Annotated in this window: 19 protein-coding genes and 2 tRNA genes; 13 read left to right on the forward strand and 8 right to left on the reverse strand. The window is 44.3% G+C overall.

From position 1 onward, the window contains the following. Window positions 1–21 precede the first annotated feature (21 nt). From D1614_RS18260 to D1614_RS18325, 13 genes are all read left to right on the forward strand, one after another. Window positions 22–252 carry a hypothetical protein gene (locus D1614_RS18260; protein WP_119439418.1) on the forward strand — a complete coding sequence of 77 codons (231 nt, stop codon included), beginning with the start codon at window positions 22–24 and terminating at the stop codon, window positions 250–252. A gap of 46 nt (window positions 253–298) precedes the next feature. Next, window positions 299–619 carry a type II toxin-antitoxin system PemK/MazF family toxin gene (locus D1614_RS18265; protein WP_119439419.1) on the forward strand — a complete coding sequence of 107 codons (321 nt, stop codon included), beginning with the start codon at window positions 299–301 and terminating at the stop codon, window positions 617–619. 2 nt (window positions 620–621) lie between these two features. Further along, a complete protein-coding gene (locus tag D1614_RS18270) occupies window positions 622–1,560 on the forward strand; it encodes a DMT family transporter (RefSeq protein WP_119439420.1) in 939 nt (312 codons plus the stop codon). A 303-nt stretch (window positions 1,561–1,863) separates the two neighbouring features. Continuing rightward, complete coding sequence (locus D1614_RS18275; RefSeq protein ID WP_162304558.1) at window positions 1,864–2,436, forward strand: RNA polymerase sigma-70 factor; 573 nt, start codon at window positions 1,864–1,866, stop codon at window positions 2,434–2,436. Between the two features lie 138 nt (window positions 2,437–2,574). Beyond that, window positions 2,575–3,555, forward strand: a complete 981-nt coding sequence (locus tag D1614_RS18280; RefSeq protein WP_119439422.1) for a FecR domain-containing protein — start codon at window positions 2,575–2,577, stop codon at window positions 3,553–3,555. Between the two features lie 236 nt (window positions 3,556–3,791). Next, complete coding sequence (locus tag D1614_RS18285; RefSeq protein WP_162304559.1) at window positions 3,792–7,118, forward strand: TonB-dependent receptor; 3,327 nt, start codon at window positions 3,792–3,794, stop codon at window positions 7,116–7,118. Between the two features lie 18 nt (window positions 7,119–7,136). Continuing rightward, window positions 7,137–8,744, forward strand: a complete 1,608-nt coding sequence (locus D1614_RS18290; RefSeq protein WP_119439424.1) for a RagB/SusD family nutrient uptake outer membrane protein — start codon at window positions 7,137–7,139, stop codon at window positions 8,742–8,744. Between the two features lie 244 nt (window positions 8,745–8,988). Then, window positions 8,989–10,590 (forward strand): CBM96 family carbohydrate-binding protein, encoded by a 1,602-nt coding sequence (locus D1614_RS18295; RefSeq protein WP_162304560.1) that lies wholly within the window; start codon window positions 8,989–8,991, stop codon window positions 10,588–10,590. 141 nt (window positions 10,591–10,731) lie between these two features. Continuing rightward, window positions 10,732–12,651: a heparinase II/III domain-containing protein gene (locus D1614_RS18300; protein WP_119439426.1), complete on the forward strand. Its 1,920-nt coding sequence runs from the start codon at window positions 10,732–10,734 to the stop codon at window positions 12,649–12,651. 12 nt (window positions 12,652–12,663) lie between these two features. After that, window positions 12,664–13,896: a glycoside hydrolase family 88 protein gene (locus D1614_RS18305; RefSeq protein ID WP_119439427.1), complete on the forward strand. Its 1,233-nt coding sequence runs from the start codon at window positions 12,664–12,666 to the stop codon at window positions 13,894–13,896. Then, window positions 13,883–15,337, forward strand: coding sequence for a sulfatase (locus D1614_RS18310; protein ID WP_206610072.1), 1,455 nt, complete (start codon window positions 13,883–13,885; stop codon window positions 15,335–15,337). The genes D1614_RS18305 and D1614_RS18310 overlap by 14 nt, the downstream gene beginning before the upstream one ends. 9 nt (window positions 15,338–15,346) lie before the next feature. Beyond that, a complete protein-coding gene (locus D1614_RS18315; protein ID WP_119439429.1) occupies window positions 15,347–16,801 on the forward strand; it encodes a sulfatase family protein in 1,455 nt (484 codons plus the stop codon). Between the two features lie 557 nt (window positions 16,802–17,358). Further along, complete coding sequence (locus D1614_RS18325; RefSeq protein WP_119439431.1) at window positions 17,359–18,369, forward strand: phosphotriesterase family protein; 1,011 nt, start codon at window positions 17,359–17,361, stop codon at window positions 18,367–18,369. Between the two features lie 203 nt (window positions 18,370–18,572). On the opposite strand, the gene D1614_RS18330 is transcribed toward D1614_RS18325, so the two are convergent. The 8 genes from D1614_RS18330 to D1614_RS18365 form a co-directional block, all read right to left on the reverse strand. Then, complete coding sequence (locus tag D1614_RS18330) at window positions 18,573–18,824, reverse strand: GIY-YIG nuclease family protein (RefSeq protein ID WP_119439432.1); 252 nt, start codon at window positions 18,822–18,824, stop codon at window positions 18,573–18,575. Window positions 18,825–18,899: 75 nt separating this feature from the next. Then, the gene (locus tag D1614_RS18335; protein ID WP_119439433.1) at window positions 18,900–19,151 is read right to left on the reverse strand and encodes a GIY-YIG nuclease family protein; all 252 of its coding nucleotides are present in this window, start codon (window positions 19,149–19,151) and stop codon (window positions 18,900–18,902) included. Between the two features lie 39 nt (window positions 19,152–19,190). Further along, a tRNA-Asp gene (locus tag D1614_RS18340) sits at window positions 19,191–19,264 on the reverse strand. 30 nt (window positions 19,265–19,294) lie between these two features. Beyond that, window positions 19,295–19,368: transfer RNA gene (locus D1614_RS18345), tRNA-Asp, on the reverse strand. Between the two features lie 140 nt (window positions 19,369–19,508). Then, on the reverse strand, window positions 19,509–20,429 hold the full coding sequence (locus D1614_RS18350; protein WP_119439434.1) for a metallophosphoesterase: 921 nt from the start codon (window positions 20,427–20,429) through the stop codon (window positions 19,509–19,511). Window positions 20,430–20,519: 90 nt separating this feature from the next. Next, window positions 20,520–22,181 (reverse strand): sodium:solute symporter, encoded by a 1,662-nt coding sequence (locus D1614_RS18355; RefSeq protein WP_119439435.1) that lies wholly within the window; start codon window positions 22,179–22,181, stop codon window positions 20,520–20,522. 244 nt (window positions 22,182–22,425) lie between these two features. Continuing rightward, window positions 22,426–23,715, reverse strand: coding sequence for an MFS transporter (locus tag D1614_RS18360; RefSeq protein ID WP_119439436.1), 1,290 nt, complete (start codon window positions 23,713–23,715; stop codon window positions 22,426–22,428). Window positions 23,716–24,119: 404 nt separating this feature from the next. Next, window positions 24,120–25,409, reverse strand: coding sequence for a galactokinase (locus tag D1614_RS18365; RefSeq protein ID WP_119439437.1), 1,290 nt, complete (start codon window positions 25,407–25,409; stop codon window positions 24,120–24,122). Window positions 25,410–25,423 lie beyond the last annotated feature (14 nt).

A 25,423-nucleotide genomic window follows, 5' to 3' on the forward strand; every position in this document is an offset into this window, starting at 1 on the left:
TGGTGTTACCTTTGTTTCAGAATGAAAAACAGAGATTTTATCATAAAAAATACGATTCAGAAACTGAACCGTTTGCCGGATGAAAAACTTCCGGAAGTGGAAAATTTTATCGATTTTCTTCTGGCTAAAATGGATGATGCGCTGCTAACTGAAGGAATCCAAGAATTAACTTCGGAGTCAAAAGCATTTAAGTATTTAGAACACGAAGAGAACCTGTACTCTGTTGAAGATCTGAAAGAAAAATACAAATGATGGCCCGACCCCGGGAATAGTGAACATTCTGTAAACATAAAGCAACATGCAAAAGGGTGACATAGTATTAATGCCTTTCCCGTTTTCGGATTTAACCGGAAAAAAACTACGACCGGCATTAATACTATGTTCCTCTCCGCTCGATATCACGGTTTGTTTCATTGCCACTCAATTTCAGTGGAGAGAAAAGCACGATATTGAAATAGCTCCCTCCCCCGCTAATGGCATAAAAAAAACTTCCTTAACCAGGGCCAGTAAATTTGCCACCATCGACAAAGATCTTGTCATTGGAAAATTGGGCGAGCTGGAATCGAATTACGTCCGACAGCTAAATCAAAACCTAATGGAGATTCTCCAGCTATCCTGATCATGCAAAACCACACCAAAGGAATTATCTACGCGTCGATCACCGCCTTTTTCTGGGGGTTTCTGGCCATCGCATTAAAGGTTGCTGTTCGCAAGGTAGATCCGCCAACCATTGTTTGGTTCCGTTTTGTAATTGCATTTATTATGCTTGCGGCCTGGTTGATGATCAAAAACCGGTCATCGTTCCGGATTCTGGTGAAACCGCCCGTCCTGTTGATTGTGGCGGCCATTGCCTTGTCGTGGAACTACATGGGTTACATGCTCGGTATCCACCATACCACTCCGAGCAACGCGCAGCTTTTTATTCAAAGTGGCCCGCTTATCCTGGCTACGGCGGGTTTTGTTCTGTTCCGGGAAAAAGTCAGCAGAAACCAGATCATCGGATTTGCCATTGCTTTGGCAGGATTTTCGTTTTTTTACCACGATCAGCTAAGCGCTTTTTTCGACAGCCGCGGAGATTATCAAATCGGGATCCTTTTAACTGTTTCAGGCGCTGTGGCGTGGTCGGTTTATGCCATTCTGCAAAAGAAGCTGGTAGTCAATCATCCGGTGGATGCACTCAACCTGTTTTTGTTCGGTTTTCCCGCCATTGCTTACCTTCCTTTTGTTGATTTTCACTCGCTGATGCACCTGCACTGGTCGTGGTGGCTGCTGCTGGTATTTTTAGGAATGAATACCTTTATTGCCTATACCTGTGTGGCCAATGCACTCAAGTACACCGAAGCCAACAAAGTAAGCATTATACTGATTCTGAACCCGATGATTACGTTTATAACCATGGGCATTTTAACGGAGCTAAATGTATCGTGGATTCAACCCGAGCGTTTTTCTCCGCTCACTGCCGCAGGTGTTATACTTGTTTTCACCGGCGCCATTCTGGTAGTTCGGAAAGCGGGTAATAAAAGAGCGACCCAACAAACCCGTGGAGTTCAAGCAAAGTAAGAGTTTTTCAGAAGCAACGATTCTACGCAGAACCAGTGTTGTGCCGTGTTCTTCCCGCTTAAAATGAAGCATATGAGTAACACTACCAGCACAAACTTTGCAAAATATTTTACGAAAAAATCAATCCATATTAATAAGTTTCAAAAACGGGGTTTCATCATTAAATTTTTAGAACTAGCTTTGCAGCAAGAATATTCATTTCGGTATACAATTTCAAAGGACAGTTTAAAAGCTTTTTTTAAGAGGTAAACCGGAATACCTAACGAACCAAAGTTGCCTGAAAGTAATTCAAATATTCAGTCATTGGAGTTCCTGTTGTTCAAAGCAGGAAATGCCCAGGTGTTTGAGAAAATTTTCAAAACCAATTACAACAAAGTCACGGGTTTTTGCAACCAGTTTATCTTTGATCTGGACAAATCAAAAAGCATTGCCCAGGAGTCGTTTCTGAAACTTTGGATAAACCGGGAAAAAGTGGAAACCGCAAACGGCATTTATTCTTTTCTGTATACTGCTGCCCGGACAGAGTGCCTGAATTACCTGCGCCACAAAAACATTGAAGGGAAATACCACCAAAAGAGCATCGAAGAAAAGGAATACCTTCTTTCACACGATATTTTAGAATCCTTTCAGTTGAATGAAATGGAATTTTCGGAATTGGAAGAAGCCATAAAAAAAGCCATTGAAGAACTGCCCGAAAGATGCAGGGAAGTATTTATAAAAAGCCGCTTCGAAGGGAAGAAAAACAGGGAAATATCGGAGGAATTGGGCATCGCCCTTAAATCGGTTGAAACCAATATGACACGGGCCCTGAAGTTTCTGCGAAAAAGCCTTTCGGAATACCTGACAATCCTGATCGCGTTGTTACTTAATTTGTAAGAACCACCCCAGCGCTCCTTCTTTAAATCACTAAAAACCAATGCATTTGAAAATAACAGCAAAAAATATTGAAAAAAATAATCAATCAATACGGGGTATACGCCGGGTTGAGTGTACAATAAATAACAGACCAGCAATATGGATTACAATACCATCATAAAATACTTACAGGGACTTGCTTCGGCCGACGAAAAGCAGCAGTTTTTTGCCTGGCTGGAAGAAGATCCGGCCAACAAAAAAGAATTTGCCGAATTAAAAAAGATATGGGCACTTACCGAGAAAGGCAAAGAGGATGAAAACTCGGCTTATTTACAGTTTCGGCAAAACGAAAACAGGAAGAACAGACGCACCGGATTGTTTAAGGTATTTAAACAGGCAGCTGCCGTTATCCTGCTGGTTGGACTGGGAGCCGTTTCTGCTCAGTTGCTGAAAAACACCGAAAAGGAACAGGAAATATATGTCGCCAGCTACAGTGTGAAAGCGCCGCTTGGGCAAATGACCAACCTTGAACTGCCCGATGGCACCATGGTGGTGTTAAACTCGGGAAGTACCATTAGCTACAAAAGCAATTTTAGCTACGGAAACCGCGAAGTTACTCTGGCAGGCGAGGCATTTTTTGATGTACAGAAAGACAAGGACTACCCTTTTGTGGTGAAAGCACCGCTTCTGGATATAAAGGTATACGGAACCTCGTTTAACATTGAAGCCTACCCCAGCGATGAAAGCTTTAGCGCCACTTTGGTGGAAGGCAGCGTGAGTATTTTAAATAAGCACGGCGACGAGCTAAGCATGTTAAAACCCGGAGAAAACGCCAGTATGAACCAGCTGGATAAACAGCTGGTGATAAAAGAGGTAAATACCGAAATATACACCTCGTGGAAAAAAGGACTGATTACTTTCAGAAGCGAAAAGCTGGAGGACATTGCCAAAAGACTTGAGCGCTGGTACAATGTGGAAATTGTGATTCGTGACGAAAAGCTAAAACAGGAGCGCTACTTTGGAACCATATTGAAAAACAAACCCATCGACCAGATATTGGAAGTATTTAAACTGACCACTTCGCTGGAATACGAAATTATCCCCCGGGCCAACCAACCAACATTGATTTACTGGAACTAAAAACAATATTTGATTAAACCGAAAATACCTGCTTATGAAAAGAACGAATACGTCCTAAAAGAAACAGACCGAAAATACTGGCTATATTTTCAGTCTGCTCAAAAAGGTTTGTGCGCCAACACAAACCAATCATGATAAACAATGCTATCGCAAGCAAATCATTTACCAAAAACAAATTTATGAAAAAAAGTAACATTGCCACGAAAAGGCAAGGGCAAATTAAACTATTGAGGATTATGAAGATAACGGCGATTCTTCTTTTTGTTTTCACTTTCCAATCCTTTGCGAGTTCTTATGCACAATCTACCAAGTTAAACCTGTCGATGGAGGGAATAACTTTTGAAGAATTCATTGAAGAAGTGGAATCAAAAACTGAGTTCTTTTTCATGCTACGTTATGACGAAGACATTCTGGACAAGAAAATAGATGTAATATGCAAGGATGCACAAATTTCGGATATCCTTGACGACATACTGAAAAATACCGGGTACAGCTACAGCATTATCGACAAATACATTGCTATTTCAAGAAAACAAGCTGACCTTAAAGGCCTGCAGCAATCAAGAATATCGGGTACAGTAACCGATAACGAAGGCCTGCCACTTCCCGGTGTTACCGTGTTAATCAAAGGGACAACAACCGGTACTATTTCTGACTTTGAAGGAAAATACGTACTTGCAGACGTGCCTGCAGAAGCAGTTTTAGTGTTCTCGTTTGTGGGCATGAAAACCCAGGAGATTGTACACGGTAATCAAACTACAATTGATGTGAAATTGCTGGAAGATGCCATCGGTTTGGAAGAGGTAGTAGCCATTGGTTACGGTACTCAAAAGAAAGTAAACCTTACCGGTGCTATTTCCAATGTAACCGCAAAAGAACTGGACGCCCGTCCGATTACCAACATGTCGGGTGCACTTTCAGGCTTGGCAACGGGTGTTTACGTATCACAAGGCGACGGCCAGCCGGGTAAAGACGGTGCTACCATACGCATTCGTGGTGTAGGAACATTGAACGATTCCAACCCGCTTGTTTTGATTGACGGAATCGAATCATCGATGGGCGACATCAATCCCAACGACGTTGAAAGTATTTCGGTATTGAAAGATGCCGCTTCATCAGCCATTTACGGTTCGAGAGCAGCAAACGGGGTTATCCTCATCACATCAAAAAAAGGCCAGGTGGGCCACTTAAAAGTTACCTACAGCGGTTATTACGGAGTTCAGTCGGTGACCAAGAAAAAAGACTACGTAACAGACTTTGCGACCTACATGGAACTGGGGAATGAAGCATATGCCAATGTTGGCATGGCGCCTCTGTTTGCCCAATCGGAAATCGACCTGTGGAGAAGCTCACCCGATCCGGTTTTAACACCCAATGTTGACTGGGTGGACGTTTGGTTTGGCGATCCTGCTGCTTTGCAGTCGCATCACCTTGGTTTTTCGGGAGGAACAGAAAAAACACGTTATAACTTTTCGTTGGGTTACCTCGATCAGAAAGGTATTACACCCGACACATGGGCCAAACGCTACAATTTCCGTATGAACTGGGAAGGTTCAATTTTCGACAACCTGAAAGTGGGAACCAACATGTCGGGTTCGTGGAAAGACCTGGAAGACCTTGACTGGGCCGAGATTTTCCATCAAATGCCGGGTATTCCATACGAACGCAACGAAGACGGACGCTATGGTTACGCGCAGGCATTGGGAGCCGGAACGGTAAACAACCCAAGGGCCCAGTGGGAAAGCCGCAATGATTACGAACGTCAGATTCGTTACCTGGGAAAATTTTATGCAAACTGGGAAATTCTGGAAGGCCTAACATTTTCTGAGAACATAGCGATTAACTACAACAACCTGTCAAACCGTACTTTCCAGGGCGAGGTTGAATTGTGGAACTTTAGCGAAAACATGGTAATGCGGAAACTGGGAAATCCGGAAACAGCCAACAACAGCAACAACGAAAACTTTACGGTTACCAACTACAGTACCCTGAATTATACCAATACCTTTAGAGAAAACCACAACCTGAATGTACTGGCGGGTTTTAGTTACGAAGACTACCGCCTTGACAAGTTTGGCGCAAGCATCCAGGAATTTCATAACAACGAATTGCAGGTGCTGGACGCAGGTCTGGAAAATCCGCAGGTAAGCGGTACGGCCAGTGAATGGACACTGATGTCGTGGTTCGGTCGTTTGAATTATGATTTCAAAGGCAAATACTTATTTGAAGCCAACATTCGTTACGACGGATCATCACGCTTCAGACAAGGTAATAAATGGGGAGCTTTTCCTTCATTCTCTGCCGGCTGGCGTATTTCGGAAGAAGATTTTATGAACGACATTAGCTGGTTAGACAACCTGAAACTTCGTGCTTCGTGGGGAAAACTGGGGAACCAGAATATTATGCTGGGTGGTAATCCGAATTATTATCCTTACCAAACAGTTTACTCGCTCGGGCAAAACTATACCATGGGTGGTAGTGTAACCTCTGGTATTGCATCCACTGCAGTTGTAAATTCGGACATTGTATGGGAAAGCACAACCACAACCAACATTGGTGTTGATGCTACCCTGTTTGGGAAATTGAGTGTAACAGCCGAATACTACAGCCGCTTAACCGATGGAATTCTGATCGGTATGCAGATACCCAAAACAATGGGTAACAAAACCAATCCAGTGGTAAACCTGGCCGAAGTGAAAAACTACGGATGGGAATTAAGCGCCAATTATCAGGACAAGCTGGGGGATTTGAATTACTCGCTTGGTTTTAACATCAGTAACGTAAACAACGAAGTAACCAAATACCAGGGCGAAGTACGTTCAGGAGGTAACTTTGTAACCTGGGAAGGACACCCTTACCAGTCGATGTACGGTTATGTTTCTGAAGGCATCATCCGCACGCAGGAAGAACTGGATGCATTAAATGCCAAAGCCAAAGAATTATCGGGTAACGACAAAGCTTACTTCATTACCAACAAAACACGTCCCGGCGACTTAAAATACAAAGACCTGGATGGCAACGGAGTAATCGACAGCAACGACCGCGAAATTATCGGGAACACCATTCCAAAATACACCTATGGTATTTCGCTGGGATTGACATACAAAGGTTTGGATTTCAATGCGCTTCTTCAGGGAGTTGCCGGCCGCGATTCGTACCTCGAAGGCGTTGGGATATTCCCGATGGGTATTAACGGCGACCGCGGACAAATTCCATCCGAATGGCTTACCGATCGCTACATCCCGGAAGATCAATCAACCTGGCAAACAGCTACCTTGCCACGTATCGTAAACATTGGCAGCCACCAGGATAACTACAGGTTCTCAACTTTCTGGAAACAGGACGCTTCGTTCCTGCGTGTAAAATCGGTACAACTGGGATACACCGTTCCGAATACAAAGGCAGTTGGTGTCGACAGGATTCGCCTGTATGTAAGCGGCGAAAACCTGTTCACATTCACCAAATTCGATGGCTACGATCCTGAAAGAGGTGCAACAGCAACCGGTATTACACAATATCCGCTGCAGAAAACAATTTCACTGGGAACACAAATTACATTTTAACAAAGGGAGGAAAGAACTATGAAGATCAAGATATCACTATTGGCAGTTTTAGTAATGCTATTGGCGGCATGCGAAAATGTGCTTGACAAACAACCCCTGGACAAAATTTCTGAAGCTACTTTCTGGCTCTCGCCTGCCGATGCCGAAGCCGGGATACAAGCCTGTTACGATGCGCTGCAATGCGTTGGAACAAGCAAAAACCTGAGTTATGAACTTTGGGGAATGATGGATTGCTTTACGCCGTTGGCTCATGCACGCGACGGCGGAAGATTTCAGATTGCCAGTGGCACCTTCGACCCCAGTAATGCGGTTGTGGCCGAGGTATGGGCGTCAGCCTACAGGGGTGTTGTGCGTTGCAACGATTTTCTGATGCACATCGACGATATTCCGTTTGCCGATAACGAGGCAGGACGTAAAAGCAGGATGAAGGGTGAAGCTTCTTTTATGCGGGCTTTATACTACTACCAATTGACCTTGATTTTTGGAGACGTTCCGCTTATCCTCGAGATACAGAACGTTTCGGAAGCAATGGTTGAACGCACACCGCAGGCCCAGGTAATTCAGGCCATTTACGATGATTTGGATGTAGCCATCAACTCACTTCCTGAAAGCTATTCGGGAAGCGACATTGCCCGTGCATCCAAAGGTGCTGCCCTTACGCTGAAAACAAAAGTTCAGTTGCTCGAAGAAGATTTTGCCGGTGCTGCTATCAGTGCGAAAGCCGTTATCGACAGCGATGTTTACACCTTGCAGCCCAGTTTCCCCGATGTGTTTAACATGCAGAATGAAAACAACTCGGAAGTGATTTTCGACATCCAGTTTATTTCGTTTGTACAAGACGGTAACTGTTTTGATAAAATGTATGCCACCCGTGCACACTCATCGTGGGGATGGACCTGGATTCACCCTTCGCTGTGGTTGGTGGATAAATTCGAGCGCATCGATGAAAATCCGCAATACACCATTGAAGATGCCCGTATTCAGCCCGAGGTTTACAACTATTTCGAAGGCCGCGACCCACGTCTGGACTGGACAATTATTCGTCCGGGAGCCCATACTATCGGTGAAGGCAATGTTGACATGCTTTACCCATACGGAGTTACAGGATACACACACAGCCGCACGGGTATGACCGTTCGCAAAACCATTATCGAAGGCGATGGAGGTATTGCTTACGACTCACCCAACAACTGGATACTTTTCCGTTTGGCGGATGTATTGCTGATGTATGCCGAAGCAAAAACAGAAACACTTAGCGGAACCATTACCGATGCTTCGGTTTACGATGCCATCAACGAGGTTCGTTCAAGAGCATCCGACAAGCTTCCGTTATACGAAGTTGGCTCACTTACCAAAGAAGAGATGATTGAAAACATACGCAACGAAAGCATTCGTGAGCTGGCAATGGAAGGCTGGTTGTACGCCCGTTTCAAACGTTGGGACTGGCTGAAGCTAAACGATGGCTTTAAGTTGATGGGAATGAAAACCAACGGTGACATCTGTACTTTTGCCGATTCACCGATCCTTACCTGCCAGTATTTCGATTACCACAAATGGTGGCCTATCCCACAGCAGGAAAGAGAAATCAATCCGAATCTGACACAAAACCCGGGTTATCCGGAATAGTCTGGTTAAATAAGGCGTTATTCGAAAGGCTTCCGGTTGGAAGCCTTTCGTTAACTTTCCTATTCTGTGCTCCAATAGCATCGCCTGATTTGGAATATAAAACAGGCTCCTCTATTCCTGAAAACGGAATTACTCCTTCAGAGAAATAAGATGAAACATGTCAGCAGACTCGGAAACGATTGTGCTACGGACAAACTCTTCTGAAAACGATCAGCTTACCTCATCAATTACCAAATTTAAACAAATGAAGCATTGCGTTTTATTCGCCTTTTTACTGGCGGGCATTTTAACATCGGCACAGGTACCTCCCGGAGACTGGTCGTTAATCTGGCAGGACGAATTTAACGGAACCACTGTTGACGCGACCAAATGGGCTTCGCGCGGAGAAGGATACCGCACAACACGAAACCACGATGGGCATACCATTTACTGGCGTTATGAAGACGACAACGTTTCCCAAACAGATGGAAAACTGGTTTTAACCAACACCCGCGTAACAACAAACACTGACACGGTGCTTGCGGCAGCTGTTACTTCGGTTAATCTGTTCGAAAGAAAGTACGGCTATTACGAAGCATCGATAAAGACAGCGCCCACTGCCGACGGTTGCCATACCGCATTTTGGCTGCAAAGCAAAACAATGGGCAATGTTGGCAATGGCGGAAGCGACGGCGCTGAAATCGACATTCTGGAGTCGGCCTACATTACCGACAAATACAACATTGCTTTACACTGGGACGGATATGGTGCAGATCACAAAAGCTGGGCACAAAGCGCCCCTGCTTCGGTACATGATGGAAATTACCACACCTATGGCCTTGAATGGGGCCCCGGTTATTATAAATTCTATTTCGACGGCGTTCTTAAATCGACTTATTCCGGCGAAGGTGTTTCCGATGCACTGGAATATATAATTTTATCAACCGGTGCCAGCTGGGGTGATGGGAACGCCCATACCGGCACTTTCCCCAATGCAGCTTACGTAGATTATGTGCGGGTGTATGAAGGAGTTGGCCTATCAGACAACAACACGGACACCATTCCTGCAATCAGACCTTTGGACGACAGCTATGTATACGGCGCAGATAGTGGCACCGCCAAAACGCATGGAAGCGAAACAAAGATCACAGTAAAAGAAGGGCTTACAACTCCGTATGTCCGTCGGGCTTATTTTAAGTTTGGCTTGAGTACTGTTAGCGGCGATATTAAGTCAGCCAAACTGCAACTAAAAGTTCAAAGCTCCAATACTGAAGCCGAATCGCTTGCGTTCGATTTAAAATACGTAAGCAACGACTCGTGGACAGAAGAATCCCTGACATGGGATAATCAGCCGTCAACCGGGGCAGTGATCGCCAGTGCACAAGGTGTAGCTTCCGGCCAACCAATGGAATGGGACGTTACCGCTCAGCTGAAAAACGATTTGGCTGACGGAGCCATTTCCCTGCAGTTAAACTCGTCGACCGCCGGCGGGGCAAGTTTAACTTTTTACAGCAAAGAAGAGAGCAACACGCAAGATCAGCCTAAATTGCTGATTGAATATGATGATTCGGAAGTAACATCCATTCCTTTGATTCCGGGAGATAACACCATCCGTGATATTTATTTTTACCCCAATCCGGTAAAAGATATATTATATATAAACTATCATTCAGTGGAAAACTCGGAAATAAAAATTGACATTCTGGATGCATCAGGAAAACAAAAGAAAAGGTGGATTTCAAATGTACATCCGGGTGAAAACCAACTGGAAATGAACCTGGAAAGTCGCTTTGCTTCCGGCTGCTATTTTCTTCGCATAAATGATGGAAAAAAGATGACAACTCAAAAAATGATGATTCAGCAATGATAAGCGGCAATCTTCACCGCAACAACCGGTGGCTCTAAAAACCTGTTGCTGAGATGAACGCGGTCCCTGATATCCCTGACAGGGCATTTATTACCCGATTATGCATAAATTTATAAACCAATCAAAAACAAATAAACCACAATGAGATACTATCTTCTGCTATTGTTACTTGTGCTATCATTCAACGGATTTGGATGGCAGGAACGCAACCTGCTTCAGAAAAAGGCAGATGTGGCACAGTTAAAATCCGCCCTGATCAACCATCAGAAATGGGTCAGCTACCCGGCCTACAACGACCGACAGGGATGGGATAAACTAACACTGGGCGTTAAAGAAGAAATCATTGAGCGGGGCGAACAGGCCCTCACCCACGAATGGGAAGTTGTATCGGCCACCGACTACCTGGAATTTGAGCGAAGCGGATCGCGCGATATTATGCAAAACCCCTTTGGTAGGAATAATTCAGCACTGGCTGATTTGGTACTGGCCGAACTGGCCGAAGGAAAAGGACGTTTTCTGGACCAGATCTCCAACGGAATATGGCTCAGCTGCGAAATGACCTCGTGGGCACTGTCGGCCCATGTTTCGCGTGAGCAGGCTGAAAACACTTCCCTACCCTCCTATAAAGAAAACATTATTGACCTGACTGCCGGCGACATGGGATCGTTTTTTGCCTGGACCTATTATTTTCTGAAAGATGAACTGGCCAAAGTTCAGCCGCTGATTCCCGAACGTCTTCGGGAAAATCTTCAGACGCGTATTCTCGATCCGTTTATGAACCGCAGCTTTTGGTGGATGGCCACCAACGCAACACCTGAAACCATGGTCAACAACTGGAACCCGTGGTGTAACTTTAATGTTCTGACCTGTTTTTTGCTACTGGAAAACGATCCGGATAAACTGGCGCAAGCTGTTTACCGAACCATGGAATCGGTAGATAAATTTATTAATTATACGCATGAAGACGGCGCCTGCGAAGAAGGCCCCTCATACTGGGGACATGCAGCCGGTAAAATGTACGACTACCTGGCTTTACTCAGCCAGGCAACCAATGGCAAGGTCTCTGTTTTTGATCAGCCGATGATCAAAAATATGGGGGAATACATTGCCAAATCGTACGTTGGAAGCGGCTGGGTCGTAAACTTTGCCGATGCTTCGGCTCGCGGAGGTGGACAACCGGGATTGATTTTTCGCTACGGGAAAGCTGTGGAAAGCACCGAAATGCAGCAGTTTGCAGCTTATTTATTTGAACGCGACGGGGGAAAAAACGTCTACCAGTCTGGCCGCGACATGTACCGGACACTGGAAAATCTTTTGTCCAACAACGAATTGTCGGAAACAAGTCCCGCTGTTCCGCAGGAGCCGTTTACCTGGTACCCGGAAACCGAATTCTGCTACATGCGAAATGCCTCGGGATTCTTTTTGGCTGCGAAAGGCGGCTACAACAACGAAAGTCACAACCATAACGACATGGGGACGTTTTCGCTGTATGTGGACAATACTCCCATGATTATTGATATTGGTGTAGGAACCTATACCCGCCAGACTTTTAGCAGCGAACGATATTCGATCTGGACCATGCAAAGCAACTACCACAACCTGCCAATGATCAACGGCGAGGCGCAGGCTTTTGGTGCCCGGTATCGTTCAAAAAATACAGAGGTAAACGAAAGCAAATCCAGCTTTTCAGTTGATTTGGCAAACGCCTATCCCGACGAAGCAAAAATTAACACGTGGAGAAGAACTTACCGTCTTCAAGATGACAAATTACTGCTTGAAGATAAATTCTCGCTTTCAGAAATTAAGGGTGCCAATCAGCTCAATTTTATGACGTGGGGATTGCCCAAAACAGAAAAGCCTGGAATTATTACCATTGAAAAAGAGGGCAAAAGCATTCAGCTAAAATACGACCCGCAACAATTCGAAGCCGGGGTTGAAACGGTTGAAGTGACTGATCCACGGCTAACAAAAGTATGGGGCAATCAGGTTTATCGCTTATCTTTGAACGCCCGCCAACAAAAACTGAGAGATAACTATAAAATTACGATACAGAAACGCTAATACTATTTAACGATGAGACAATTACTAGGGATGATTTGTGTGCTTGCCATTCTATCAGCTTGCACTACAAAAACGAAGGAAAAAGATCAGTTTGATACGATGGCTTTCATTGCTGAAAAGTTCGACAATACTTTACAGGCAGAAAGTGATTCAACAAAAATACCCCGAACCATTGATGAAAACGGCAACCTGAAAACGGTAGGAATCTATAACTGGACCAGTGGCTTTTTTGCCGGAAACCTTTGGTACATGTACGAACTAACCAAGGATGACAAATGGAAAACCGAGGCGGTTAAATGGACCCAAGCCCTGGATCCCATTCAGTACTGGAGCGGAAACCACGATGTTGGTTTTATGATGTACTGCAGCTATGGGAACGGGATGAAGTTTGCCGGGCTCGATTACAAAGATATCCTGGTACAAACCGCCGAATCGCTGAGCAAGCGTTACAGCGAAAAAACACTGGCCATCGAATCGTGGGATTACCGCAAAGCCTGGGACGGAAAAACAGAGTGGTTTTACCCGGTGATCATCGACAACATGATGAACCTGGAACTGTTGTTTGAAGCCAGTATTTTAAGCGGCAACAACAGGTACCGGGACATTGCGGTGCAGCACGCTGAAACCACCATGAAAAACCATTACCGCGACGATTATTCATGCTACCATGTGGTAGATTACGATACCATCACCGGCGCTGTTTTGGACAAGGCAACCTGCCAGGGTTTCACCGATGCATCGGCCTGGGCACGCGGACAGGCCTGGGGATTGTACGGCTATGTGTTGTGCTACCGGTACACAAAAGACAAGAAATTTCTGGATTTTGCTGAAAACATTGCCGCATATATGCTTCACCATAAGAATTTGCCCGAAGACTTAATTCCTTACTGGGATTACAATGTGGCAGACGAAGGCTTTGTTCCCGAGTGGGAATACAACGCGGCTGATTATCCGGAGATACCGCGCGATGCTTCGGCTGCAGCAGTAACGGCTTCGGCCTTGTACGAGCTTTCAATCTATGCCCCGGGAAAAGGCTATTCAGAAAAAGCCGACAAGATGGTTGCATCGCTTCTAAGCCCCGACTACCTGTCGGTTCACGGCAAGAACAAGTATTTCATCCTCAACCATAGCGTGGGCAGTATTCCGCACGGCGTTGAGATTGATGTGCCGCTGGTGTATGCCGATTATTACCTGCTGGAAGCCATGTACCGCAAAGAAAAACTGGAAAAGGGTGAAAAGTTTTAGTCTGATCCAAATCAAAAAAATCGTCTGCTTTTTCGGCTTACTGCTTTTTGCACTTTTGGTAAAGGCACAAGACGAGGCGCGCCCCAATATTCTGTTTATTGCGGTGGACGATTTACGCCCCGAATTAGGATGTTACGGAGCTTCACACATTAAATCGCCCCATATTGACCAGCTCGCCACTGAAGGCATGGTTTTTAACCGCTCTTACTGTAATGTTCCGGTGTGCGGTGCATCCCGGGCCAGTTTGTTATCCGGCATCAGGCCAGACCGGCAACGGTTTTTAAACTTCAGTTGCTGGCAGGATAAAGATGTGCCCGGTGTGGTTAGCTTGCCCATGTATTTTAAAAACAATGGTTACCGCACCCTTTCGTTAGGAAAGATTTACCATCACCGCGAAGATGGGAAAGGAAGCTGGTCGGAGCACCCCTGGTATCCAAGCGGAGACTGGGAAGGATGGCAGGCCTACATTACAGAGGAAGCCCAAAAACAGATCGAACCGAGAAAAGGTGGAGTTGGCATCAACGGTGTTTCTTTTGAAGCCCCTGAGGGACCGGATCACATCTATCCCGACGGAGTGATAGCGCAACAGGCCATAAAAAAACTGAATGACTTAAAAACCAGTCAACAGCCTTTCTTTCTTGCGCTTGGTTTTCTAAAGCCTCACCTGCCTTTTAATGCTCCCAAAAAATACTGGGATATGTATGATTTTGAAAAAATCCAACTTCCGGATAACATGCGTAAGCCCAAAGATGCTCCTGATGAATGCATGCATCCGTTTGGCGAACTCAGGAACTATACCGATGTCCCCGATAAAGGGCCAATGGATAAGGAGTTTATGCGAAAACTTATTCACGGATATTATGCCTGCGTAAGTTATACCGATGCGCAGATTGGCAAAGTTTTAAATGAACTGGAACGACTGGGACTGGCAGAAAATACGGTTGTGATTTTATGGGGTGACCACGGGTGGCACCTGGGAGAACACGATCTATGGTGCAAGCACTGTAATTTCGAAAAAGTATTACACACTCCTTTGATTCTGAAAGCCCCGGGAAAAGGGAACGGCCAACGCACCGAAGCCCTGGTAGAGTATGTTGATATTTATCCTACGTTGTGTGAGCTCGCCGGCCTCGAAAAACCCTTTCATTTGCAGGGAAGAAGCATGGTCCCGCTGCTTGATAACCCGGAATTGCCGTGGAAAGAAGAGGTATATTCCCGTTGGATTGACGGCGAAACCGTTATCACGCAAACCCACACTTATACCGAATGGTTCAGAAAGGGAGAAGAGAAAGGATACACGCGGATGCTTTATAACCTTGTTGCTGATCCTGAAGAAACCGTAAACATTTCCGAAAAACAAGAAAACAAGGAGCTGGTAACGGAGTTGCAGGATAAACTATACCGGCACATGAAAAAAAGAAACAAACTCGTAATCAAATAGAGACAAAAAATGAAAACGATACAGATATACCTGATCTTGCTTGTCATGGCTTTATCTTCCTGCTCGATGCAGAAAAGCAAGGAAAAGGAAGAAACAAAACCCAACCTGCTGTTTATTTTTGCGGATCAATACCGGCGGCCTGCACTGGGATTTTTGAATGAAGACCCCGTGCTTACACCCAACATCGACAAACTGGCTTCTGAAGGAGTATTTTTCAGCCGGGCAGTGGCTAACCACCCGCTTTGCAGCCCGTATCGCGGGATGTTGATGACGGGGCAATATCCGCTCTCAAACGGCGTAATTGCCAATTGTAATTCGGCCCGTACAGCCTACGGAAACTTTCTAAAACCCGAACAGGAATGCTTTTCGGATGTACTCGCTGAAAACGGTTACAGTGCAGCGTATTTGGGGAAATGGCATCTCGACGGGCCCGAACCAACAGCTCCGGGCGAAGAAGTTATCTGGGATGCCTGGTGCCCGCCGGAAAACCGCCATGGTTTTTCATTTTGGTACGCTTACGGCACCCACAACCGGCACAACGATCCTTATTACTGGACGACGAATGCCGGGAAAGATGAGAAAACGACAATCAACAAATGGTCGCCGGAACACGAAGCTGACATCCTGATCAGCTACCTCGAGAACAACCACAATCAACGAGAAAAAGAGGCCCCCTTTGCCATGTTTTGGTCCATAAATCCGCCTCACACACCGTTTAAAGAAGTTCCGCAAAAATACCGGGATCATTACAAAGGCGAGGATTACCATTCGTTGTTAAACCGTGAAAATGTAAAATTTACTTATCCCGCTGATTTAAAACGGGGCGACAAAGGCGTAGAAAGAAGCATCGACCAGGCACCCGACTATTTTGCCTGTATCAATGGGGTGGACGACCAAATTGGCCGCGTTATTGAAGCCCTCAAAGAATCGGGTCTGTATGAAAACACCATCATCGTTTTTTCTGCCGACCACGGAGAAATGCTGGGCAGCCAGGGATTAATGCACAAAAATGTGTGGTTCCGCGAAGCTTACGAGATTCCGTTCATCGTTCACTTCCCCAAAAAGATTGGCGCAAAAACGGAAGACCTCCTGATCAATGTTCCCGATTTTATGCCAACCCTGCTGGGTTTAATGGGGCTGGAAGATAAAATCCCTTCGTCGGTGGAAGGACAGGATTATTCAAAAGTACTTTTTAACGAAGCGGTTAACCGCCCCGACAAACAGTTGTATTTTGGCTCAGAACCTTCCGATCCGTCTTCGGGCGCCAGAGGCTTCCGGAACAACGAATACACCTTTGCCGCGGTGAAAGATAAAAACGGCGAGAAATACTATTACCTGTATCACGATGCAGTTGATCCTTTTCAAATGAAGAATATCTGGGGACAGGACGAAAGCCTTGATCAAAAAATGGAACAGGAACTGGCAGCCTTGTTAAAGTCGATGAATGATCCGTGGATCAACTAAAATTTCTGATACCGAATTTTGATCACCAAAACGAAAACGTAGCAATATAAAAAGGGTGTCCACAAAGCAAGTTTCACGCAAAGAGCGCCAGAGTTTACGCAAAAGAACGCAGAAATAGAAAATGATAGCGAGCATTTTGCGACCTTTGCGCTTCTTATGTTACTTTGCGAGAACCTGATTTCACTAGCTTTTTGGACATCCTCTTTTTGTTCAAAGCCATCTAAAAAGCCAAGGTTTCCGTATAAATCGAACCTGTACAAACAAGAAAAGATTGACGCCAGATTGAAAAGTAGATTGATGTAGACTAGTTCAATCTCATCAATCCATTCAATCATTTCAATCTAAAACCAGTTGAAATGCTTGGCCCAAAAATACACGAGTATTATTGATAATATACTAAAGTAAAATCCCCCTTCCCCTTCAAAGTACAAATACGAATCTACTTATTCTTCCCCTACACCAAAGGTGGTTTGACAGGTAAAAATTCAACCAAAGACGAGTCGGCGCTTAAACCCTGATCAACTTATTTTGTTTACCTTGGAACAAAACTTTTGCAGATGATCAGAGCTTCTTACTACATTCTTATTGTACTTTTTATCTCCCTCATTTCCTGTCGCCCGGAACCACCGGATATTATGACCGTAAAAGGGACTGAATCGATAAAGAAGATGGGTAAAACCTTGCCACACGAGCATATCCTGGTTGATTTTATTGGCGCTGACAGTACCGGATACCACCGGTGGAATCGTGCTGAGGTGGTAAAAAAGGTACTTCCTTACCTGATCGAGATCCGCGACATGGGTTTTCATACTTTTATGGAATGTACTCCCGCTTACCTGGGGCGCGACCCAGAGCTCCTGAAAATTTTATCGGATAGCACGGGTATTAATTTTGTTACCAATACAGGACTTTACTCTGCTTATGACGGGAAGTTTATTCCGAAAGAACTTAAGCAAAAAACCGCAAAGGAACTGGCAGACATTTGGATCGACGAAGCCCAAAACGGGATAGAAGGAACAGGAATATACCCCGGCTTTATCAAAATTTCGGTGGAAGGAAGCTCTTTAAATGCTCTGAACCGAAAAGTTGTGGAAGCCGCCTGTATCACTCACCGCGAAACGGGGTTGCCGATCATGTCGCACACCGGGCCTGCAGAACCGGCTTTCGAACAACTCGAAATTTTAAAAGAATACGGCATCAGCCCCAAAGCCTTTATATGGACCCATGCCAACGGAGAAAAAGACTGGAATAAACTGTTGTTGGCAGCCCGTCAGGGAGCTTTTATTGCCTTCGATCAATACACATCCAATGAAACCCAAAAATTCGTTGATTTTATTTTCTTTATGAAAAAGCACGGCCAGCTGCCGCAAGTTCTGGTTTCGCACGATGCCGGCTGGTATTCGCCGGGAGAACCCGACGGTGGCAAATTCATATCTTACACCGGTATTCAGGATTACCTGATTCCGGCTCTCGAAGCAGAAGGATTTGCACAATTCGATGTTCACCAATTACTGATCCGAAACCCAGGAAGGGCTTTTGCCATCTACAAACGCCTGGAAAAGGAGTGATTTGCACATAAAAGTTAGGTTAGATTACAAAATATCTGTAACGCGGTGAAACCTCACTTCCTTGTTTCAATTTCACCCGATTTTTGATGTAGCACCTCGCTTTGCAATATGTATACAAAATAGGCCATCTGAAACAATAAAAAAAGCTCTTTTTTGAACTGCTTTTTGGGGTGCGGATCCCGAGCACTCGGGAAACCCGCGACCTATCGATTGCTTTTTATTAATCGCTCATAAAACGTTCGATTGCGTTGTTGCTTTAGAAATTTCTCGCGTTTCATCGCTTCCGATTTGCTTGCATAACTTTCGCTGTAAACAAGCTTCCAGGGCATTTTTCGCGAGGTGTATTTTGATTTTCCCGAGTTGTGGTATTCCAAACGGATCTCAAGATTCGAAGTAAATCCGATGTAATAACTTTCGTCCTGATCGCTTTGCAATATGTAAACGAAATAGGTCATCTGAAATAAAAAAAGCAGCTCTTTCTTGAGCTGCTTTTTGCGGTGCGAATCCCGAGCACTCGGGAAACCCGCGACCTATCGATTGCTTTTTATTAATCCCTCGTAAAACGTACGATTGCGTTGTTGCTTTAGAAATTTCTCGCGTTTCATCGCTTCCGATTTGCTTGCATAACTTTCGCTGTAAACAAGCTTCCAGGGCATTTTTCGCGAGGTGTATCTTGATTTTCCCGAACTATGGTATTCCAAACGGATCTCAAGATTCGAAGTAAAACCGATGTAATAACTTCCGTCTTGATCACTTTGCAATATGTAAACGAAATACGTCATCTGAAACAAAAAAAGCAGCTCTTTTTGAACTGCTTTTTGCGGTGCGGACGGGACTCGAACCCGCGACCCCCGGCGTGACAGGCCGATATTCTAACCAACTGAACTACCGCACCAAATGTTATGTAAAAATTTGACTAAAAATGCGGTGCGGACGGGACTCGAACCCGCGACCCCCGGCGTGACAGGCCGATATTCTAACCAACTGAACTACCGCACCATTTTTAATCATATTCTTTAAAGAACTACCCTTGTCAAAGGTGTTGCAAATATATACTTTCTTTTTTTTCCGGCAATACAAAATAATATTTTTTTGAAATTTTTCACAACAAACTGAAAAACAACGAATTACAACAAGATTCACTTCACTTGCACAATATTTCCCACATCCAGTTGCCTTTCACCACTCCAACGATAGGCCGTTAGTACACCACTACCCGTAACGCAGGAGTCTACACAGCAGATATTAGGCTTTACAACAATTGGGCCTCGTCCCCTGCAATAATGCCCAAAGAACACAATGGGCGCATCATTCGGATATGGCTCATTTTCAGGAATTATCTGCAAAGGAACGGTATAATCAGGCAAGGTATATTTGCTTTCAAACGACAGGTTACGAAAGCTCATTCCCGCTGTTTCTTCCCACCAACGCATCCTGAATGAACGTGGAGCCACCCCTTTGTTATTTACCACGTGTAAATCGGAAGGCATTTTTAACAAAATTCCTTTTGTGAGCAACCAAACGCTTTTTGTGATGTCATCGTCGGCTTTTTTATGAATGGTACGGAAGGTTTTCTTTTTGATCCTCCCCTCTTCATACACTGATGCTGCTATTGCCACAGCCTCATCCGACCAGCAGGCATGAACAATTCTGATGTCACCAAAGTCGAGAAATAATGGCAAAGTACGCATCCAGTTTAAATTGTCTTTCCACTCCGCCTCCCTGGGCGAAGAAAACTCTTTAATGGTTTTGATCAAAGCAGGGTAATACCTGTTGGGCCGTTTAACCAGTAATGAATCCTGTTTATCAGTGAGGTGATAAATAATCGCATTGATCTCGTGGTTTCCAAGAATAGCAAATGCATTTCCACTTTCAACCATCGATCGTATAATCTTAATGGTTTTGCGAATTTCGGTACCACGATTGATAAAATCGCCTACAAAAATGGCTTTCCTGCCGGGATGAGAGAAACTGCCGTTTGTTTTTTCGTACCCCATTTTCTGCAACAACTTTTTGAGTAAAGTTGCCTGTCCGTGAACATCTCCGATAATATCGTACATATTACTTCAGTATAGAAAGGCGAATTTAAAAAAAAGTAGCTGTCTGCCTCTAGCAAACAGCTACTTTCGCAGAATATTTCCCCTTAGTTTCTACCAGAAATAAGCATAGAAAATAAGGATGATACAAATAATAACAACCGAATTTATTACATCCCAGTGATTATAAGAACTTCTTGTTTCGGCTCGTTGCGCTGCCGTTGCCGATCCCATAGTAAGTCCGACAATGGAATGAGGATCCTTGGGTTTGGTAAAATAACTGATAATAACCATTGAAATAATTACCAAAAAGAACAGGTAAATTTCGTAATGAAGCCAATTGTGCGACAAGATCATTTTATAAATAAACGATGTTTCTTCAATCGATCCGGAGAAGATATTCAGTCCCAATCGAAGCATTCCGAGCGTAAACCCGATAATCAATCCCCACAAGCCTGCTGCCGGCGTTGTCTTTTTAGAGAGTATCCCGAGCAGGAAAACTGCCGCAATCCCCGGTGCCAGCAAGGACTGAACATCCTGCAGGTATTCATACAACACTTTCCCGATTCCTTTCATCACCGGAATCCAAAGAATTCCAAGCATTACAATAACAACTGTAGCAATTCGCCCCACCAGCACATAATGTTTTTCGGATGCTTCGGGTTTGTACTTTTTATAAAAATCGATCGTAAATAACATCGCCGATGAATTAAACAAGGAAGCCAACGAACTCATTAAAGCGGCCAAAATTCCCCCGATAACAATCCCTTTGAATCCAATTGGAAGCAATTCTGTTACCAGGGTTGAGAATGCTGCATCGTTCGACGACAGGGTTATCAAACCTTTTTGATTTAATGCATAGGCAATCATGCCTGGTATCAGGAAAATAAAAACAGGCGTAAGTTTCAGATAAGCACCAAAAATGGCACCACGCCGGGCTTGTTTCATGTCGCGGCCTGACAGTACACGCTGTACAATAAACTGGTCGGTACACCAGTACCAGAAGCCAATAATTGCGGATCCCAGTATGACTCCCGTCCACGGAAAATCCGGATCGTTGTGCGAACGCATCAGGCTGGTCATTTCATCGCCGTGAACGGTTACATTGGCACGGGTAATCTCCATCAATTCATTCCACCCTCCTACTTTGATAAGCCCCAGAACCAGGATAGCAATGGAACCGATCAACAAAATCGGGGTTTGAAGTACCGATGTATAAAGCACGGCTTTCATTCCACCAAATGTGGTATACAGTCCGGTTAACACCACAAGTCCGATGGCACTTATCCAAAAGAAATCAATGTTATAGCCAAAGAAAGTGACATAGTCGATGTTAAAGACATCTTTAAAAACCACACCACCAGCATAAACTGTTACAGCAACTTTAGTGAGCACATAACTCACAATGGATATAATGGAAAGAAAAGATCTTGCCTGCGGATTATAACGTCGTTCCAGGAACTCGGGCATGGTAAATACTTTGCTTCGGGCATAAAACGGGACAAACAACCAGCCGAGCATCAAAATCATCCAGCCATGCATTTCCCAATGGGCCATTGCCAGGCCACTTTCGGCACCGGCACCGGCCAGGCCAACCAAGTGTTCAGACCCAATGTTTGAAGCAAAAATTGAAGCGCCAATCGCAATCCACGTAGCATCCCTACCAGCCAGAAAATAGTCGGAGGTATCTTTTTCCTTTTGCAGAAGAACCCATACAATAATACCGATCAGCCCCAGAAAAAAAAGGCCCAGAATAATCCAGTCAAGAGTGCTCATACTTTCACGTTTATGGTTTGAATTTAGTTTTATTAAGCGTGAAAATAACTTTTATTTTTCAAAACAAAACATCGTTTTCATAAATAATCATCACCCTAAAACGGTAATTTTCACTCTTTTAAAAACGGTACAAACGGCTAGCTTCGGAAATAAAAAAAGCCATTCTGTCGTACGACAAAATGGCTCATCGGATAATTCCGAATTGATCGAACTAATCTTTTACAAGATCAGTTTTTATATTTTCTTAGATAACTAAGTCGTCAGCTCTGCGGTGAACTTTACTTCCGATTAGTGCATAATACAGTAAGTAAGCCAGACCAATAAAGATTACCCAGTAACTTGGGATATAACCAGCAATGTCCGCTACTTTACCCTGGATAGCAGGAAGGATTCCTCCACCACAAACCAGTACCATAAAAATACCGGAAGCAGCAGCAGTATATCTACCCAAACCTTCAACAGCCAGGTTAAAAATACTTCCCCACATAATAGAAGTAGAAAGACCTACCAAAACAATAAACATTGCATTGATCGGAACTTCAGCCAATCCGAAAGAAAGAGCACCTGCTGCCGATCTTTGGAAAAGAGGCAATGAAACTTCAACTGAGGTGGGCGCCAATATAGCACCAAGGATGAAAATCAGACCTATGGAAGAAGTCACACCCAACATGAGTTTACTTGACACTTTGCTACCAACCGAAGCACCAACCAAACGACCGGCCAACATTAGCAGCCAGTATGTACCGGCAACAAAACCAGCGGTTGTCTTCCCTACCGGGCTGTCAGAAAGCCACAGGTTTAAAACACCTGGAGTACCAACTTCAACACCAACGTATACAAAAATGGCAACGGCTCCTAAAACGAAATGGCGGAATTTCAATGCACCGCTCATTAAATCACCCAATTTTTCAGTTGCTTGTTCTGCATGAGGTTCAGGAATACGTACGGCCATTAATACAAAGAAGATAACTGCAAAAACTCCCATTGCACTGTACATCAGCGGGAATACGTCAGTAATCTGAGCTTTGGTAGCTTCACCAATAAGGATACCTACAAAAGTAGGAGTGAAAGTAGCCATCACAGAGTTGAATGATCCACCCACCTGAATAAGCTGGTTGCCTTTGTTACCGCCACCGCCTAATGTATTCAACATTGGGTTTACAACAATATTCAATAAACACATTGAAAAACCTGCTACGAAAGCACCCAACAGATACACAGTGAAAGCAGAAGACTGGCTGGCATACCCTGAAAGATACTGAATACCAATACCAATAAAACCTACTGCAATAGCGATCAGCGCAGTTTTCTTATAACCAACACGTTGCAACAAGATACCACCGGGAATCCCCATTACGGCATAGGCAATAAAGTTTGCCATGTTTCCTAATAATCCCTGAAAGTTGGTCGCGCCAAACTGGTCTTTTAATACAATACCCATTGGCGCTGCCAAATTCGTTACGAATGCGATCATACCGAAAAGCAGGATCATCATAAAAATCGGCAATGCAAAATTTTGCTTTTTAGTCTCCATAATAAATGAAATTGATTTAAGTAGTTATAGATTCTTATTATTTACTTGAAATTTTAGTTTGAAAATATCCAGGAGAATAAACCAACGCAGCATAGCAACAAAACACCTTCACTTTTGTCAGGAAACACATTGGGTAAGGTTGGTTTTGTAATTCGAAAGTCATGTAAAATATGCTTTAGTCAATTTAGGTTGAAAAACAAGCTTGGCAATCCCCAAAAGGAACCAAAATCATCTTTCGCCCCCAAAGTTAAAATAACATTCGAATCATCGTACTTTTCGACTGTTTTTTTTCACGTCGTTGTAGCACTGCTATTGACTTTTAACCACCCTCTGCGTTTTCGAATGTAGTGAAATCCTCTTCTTAACTACACCGGTAATTCTCCTTCAGTTTTCAATGAAACATCTTAAAGATCAAGTTTTACCGATCCTTTAGAACGAATAAACAGCTTGTGACAAGCACCTTCTCCGTAAACATGTTCCAGTGTTTTTACATATTCATCCAGTTTATCTTGCGGAACAAATGCCTGAATAGTACCTCCAAAACCACCTCCGTGAACACGCCACGCTCCCGATCCTTTAAGAATCATTTCGCTTAAAGCCAATGCCAGGGAAACTACCTGCTCATCTTTATGTACCACGTCAAAAATATTCTGATTGTACATGTAAGAACTATAACCCGATTCAACCACCATTTTCAGGAACGACTGAAAATCATTGTTTTCGAGTGCTGCAACCTGATCTACCACGCGCTGGTTATCACCTTGAAAATGGTAAGCACGCAAAAGAGCACGGTCGCCTGTTTTCTTGCGGATCTCAGGCATCTTTTCAACAATCTGTTCCAGCGTAACTTCTCTCAACACTTTGGCTCCCAGCTCTGCTGCCACCGATTTCATTTCGGTTGGAAGCGAAGCATATTCAGCCTGCGAAGCCGGATCGTCGTGGCCGCCGCCCACATCGGTAATTACCAGAGCAAATCCGGTTGAAACAAAATCAAAATCAACTTCTTTTACGATTGGGTTGGCCGGATATTCAAAATCGATGGTAATTAAACCACCTACCGAACATGCGGTTTGGTCCATCAAACCACAAGGTTTTCCGAAGTAATTATTTTCTGACCACTGGCCGATAATTGCATTCTCCACTGCCGACATTTTCCCGTCGTTGAACAGTTCGTTGATAATGGCACCAATTAAAACTTCGAACGAAGCCGATGAACTAAGCCCGGAACCTTTGGGAACACGGCCTTCAATACAAGCGTCGAAACCGCCGATTGCGTAACCGTTCTCCTTCATTTTGGCACAAATACCTTTTACCAATGCGCCCGAAGTATAGAATTTTGATTCGTCGATGCTTAAATCAGACAGATCGACCTGGAACTCGGGATAACCTGCCGATTTGATACGGATGGTATCACTTCCGTTTGCAGCAGCTACTGCAATGTTATCAAGGTTTACCGCTCCGGCCAAAACCCGCCCGTAGTTGTGGTCGGTATGGTTACCACCAATTTCGGTACGACCGGGCGAACTAAACAAAGTCAGATCATCCGTCCCGTAAGTTTTAACAAATTCATTCATCAAAGCCTCATATCTGTCGGCTTGTCCTTTCAATACCTTGGAATCGATTCCGTACAGTTCCTGGAATACAGGATTATTTCCACCGTTGATCTTTTCCAATAATGTGCTAATGTTTGCCATAATTTTTTTGTTAA

This window comes from Maribellus luteus (assembly GCF_003576475.1).
GTDB classification, from domain to species: Bacteria; Bacteroidota; Bacteroidia; order Bacteroidales; family Prolixibacteraceae; genus Draconibacterium; species Draconibacterium luteum.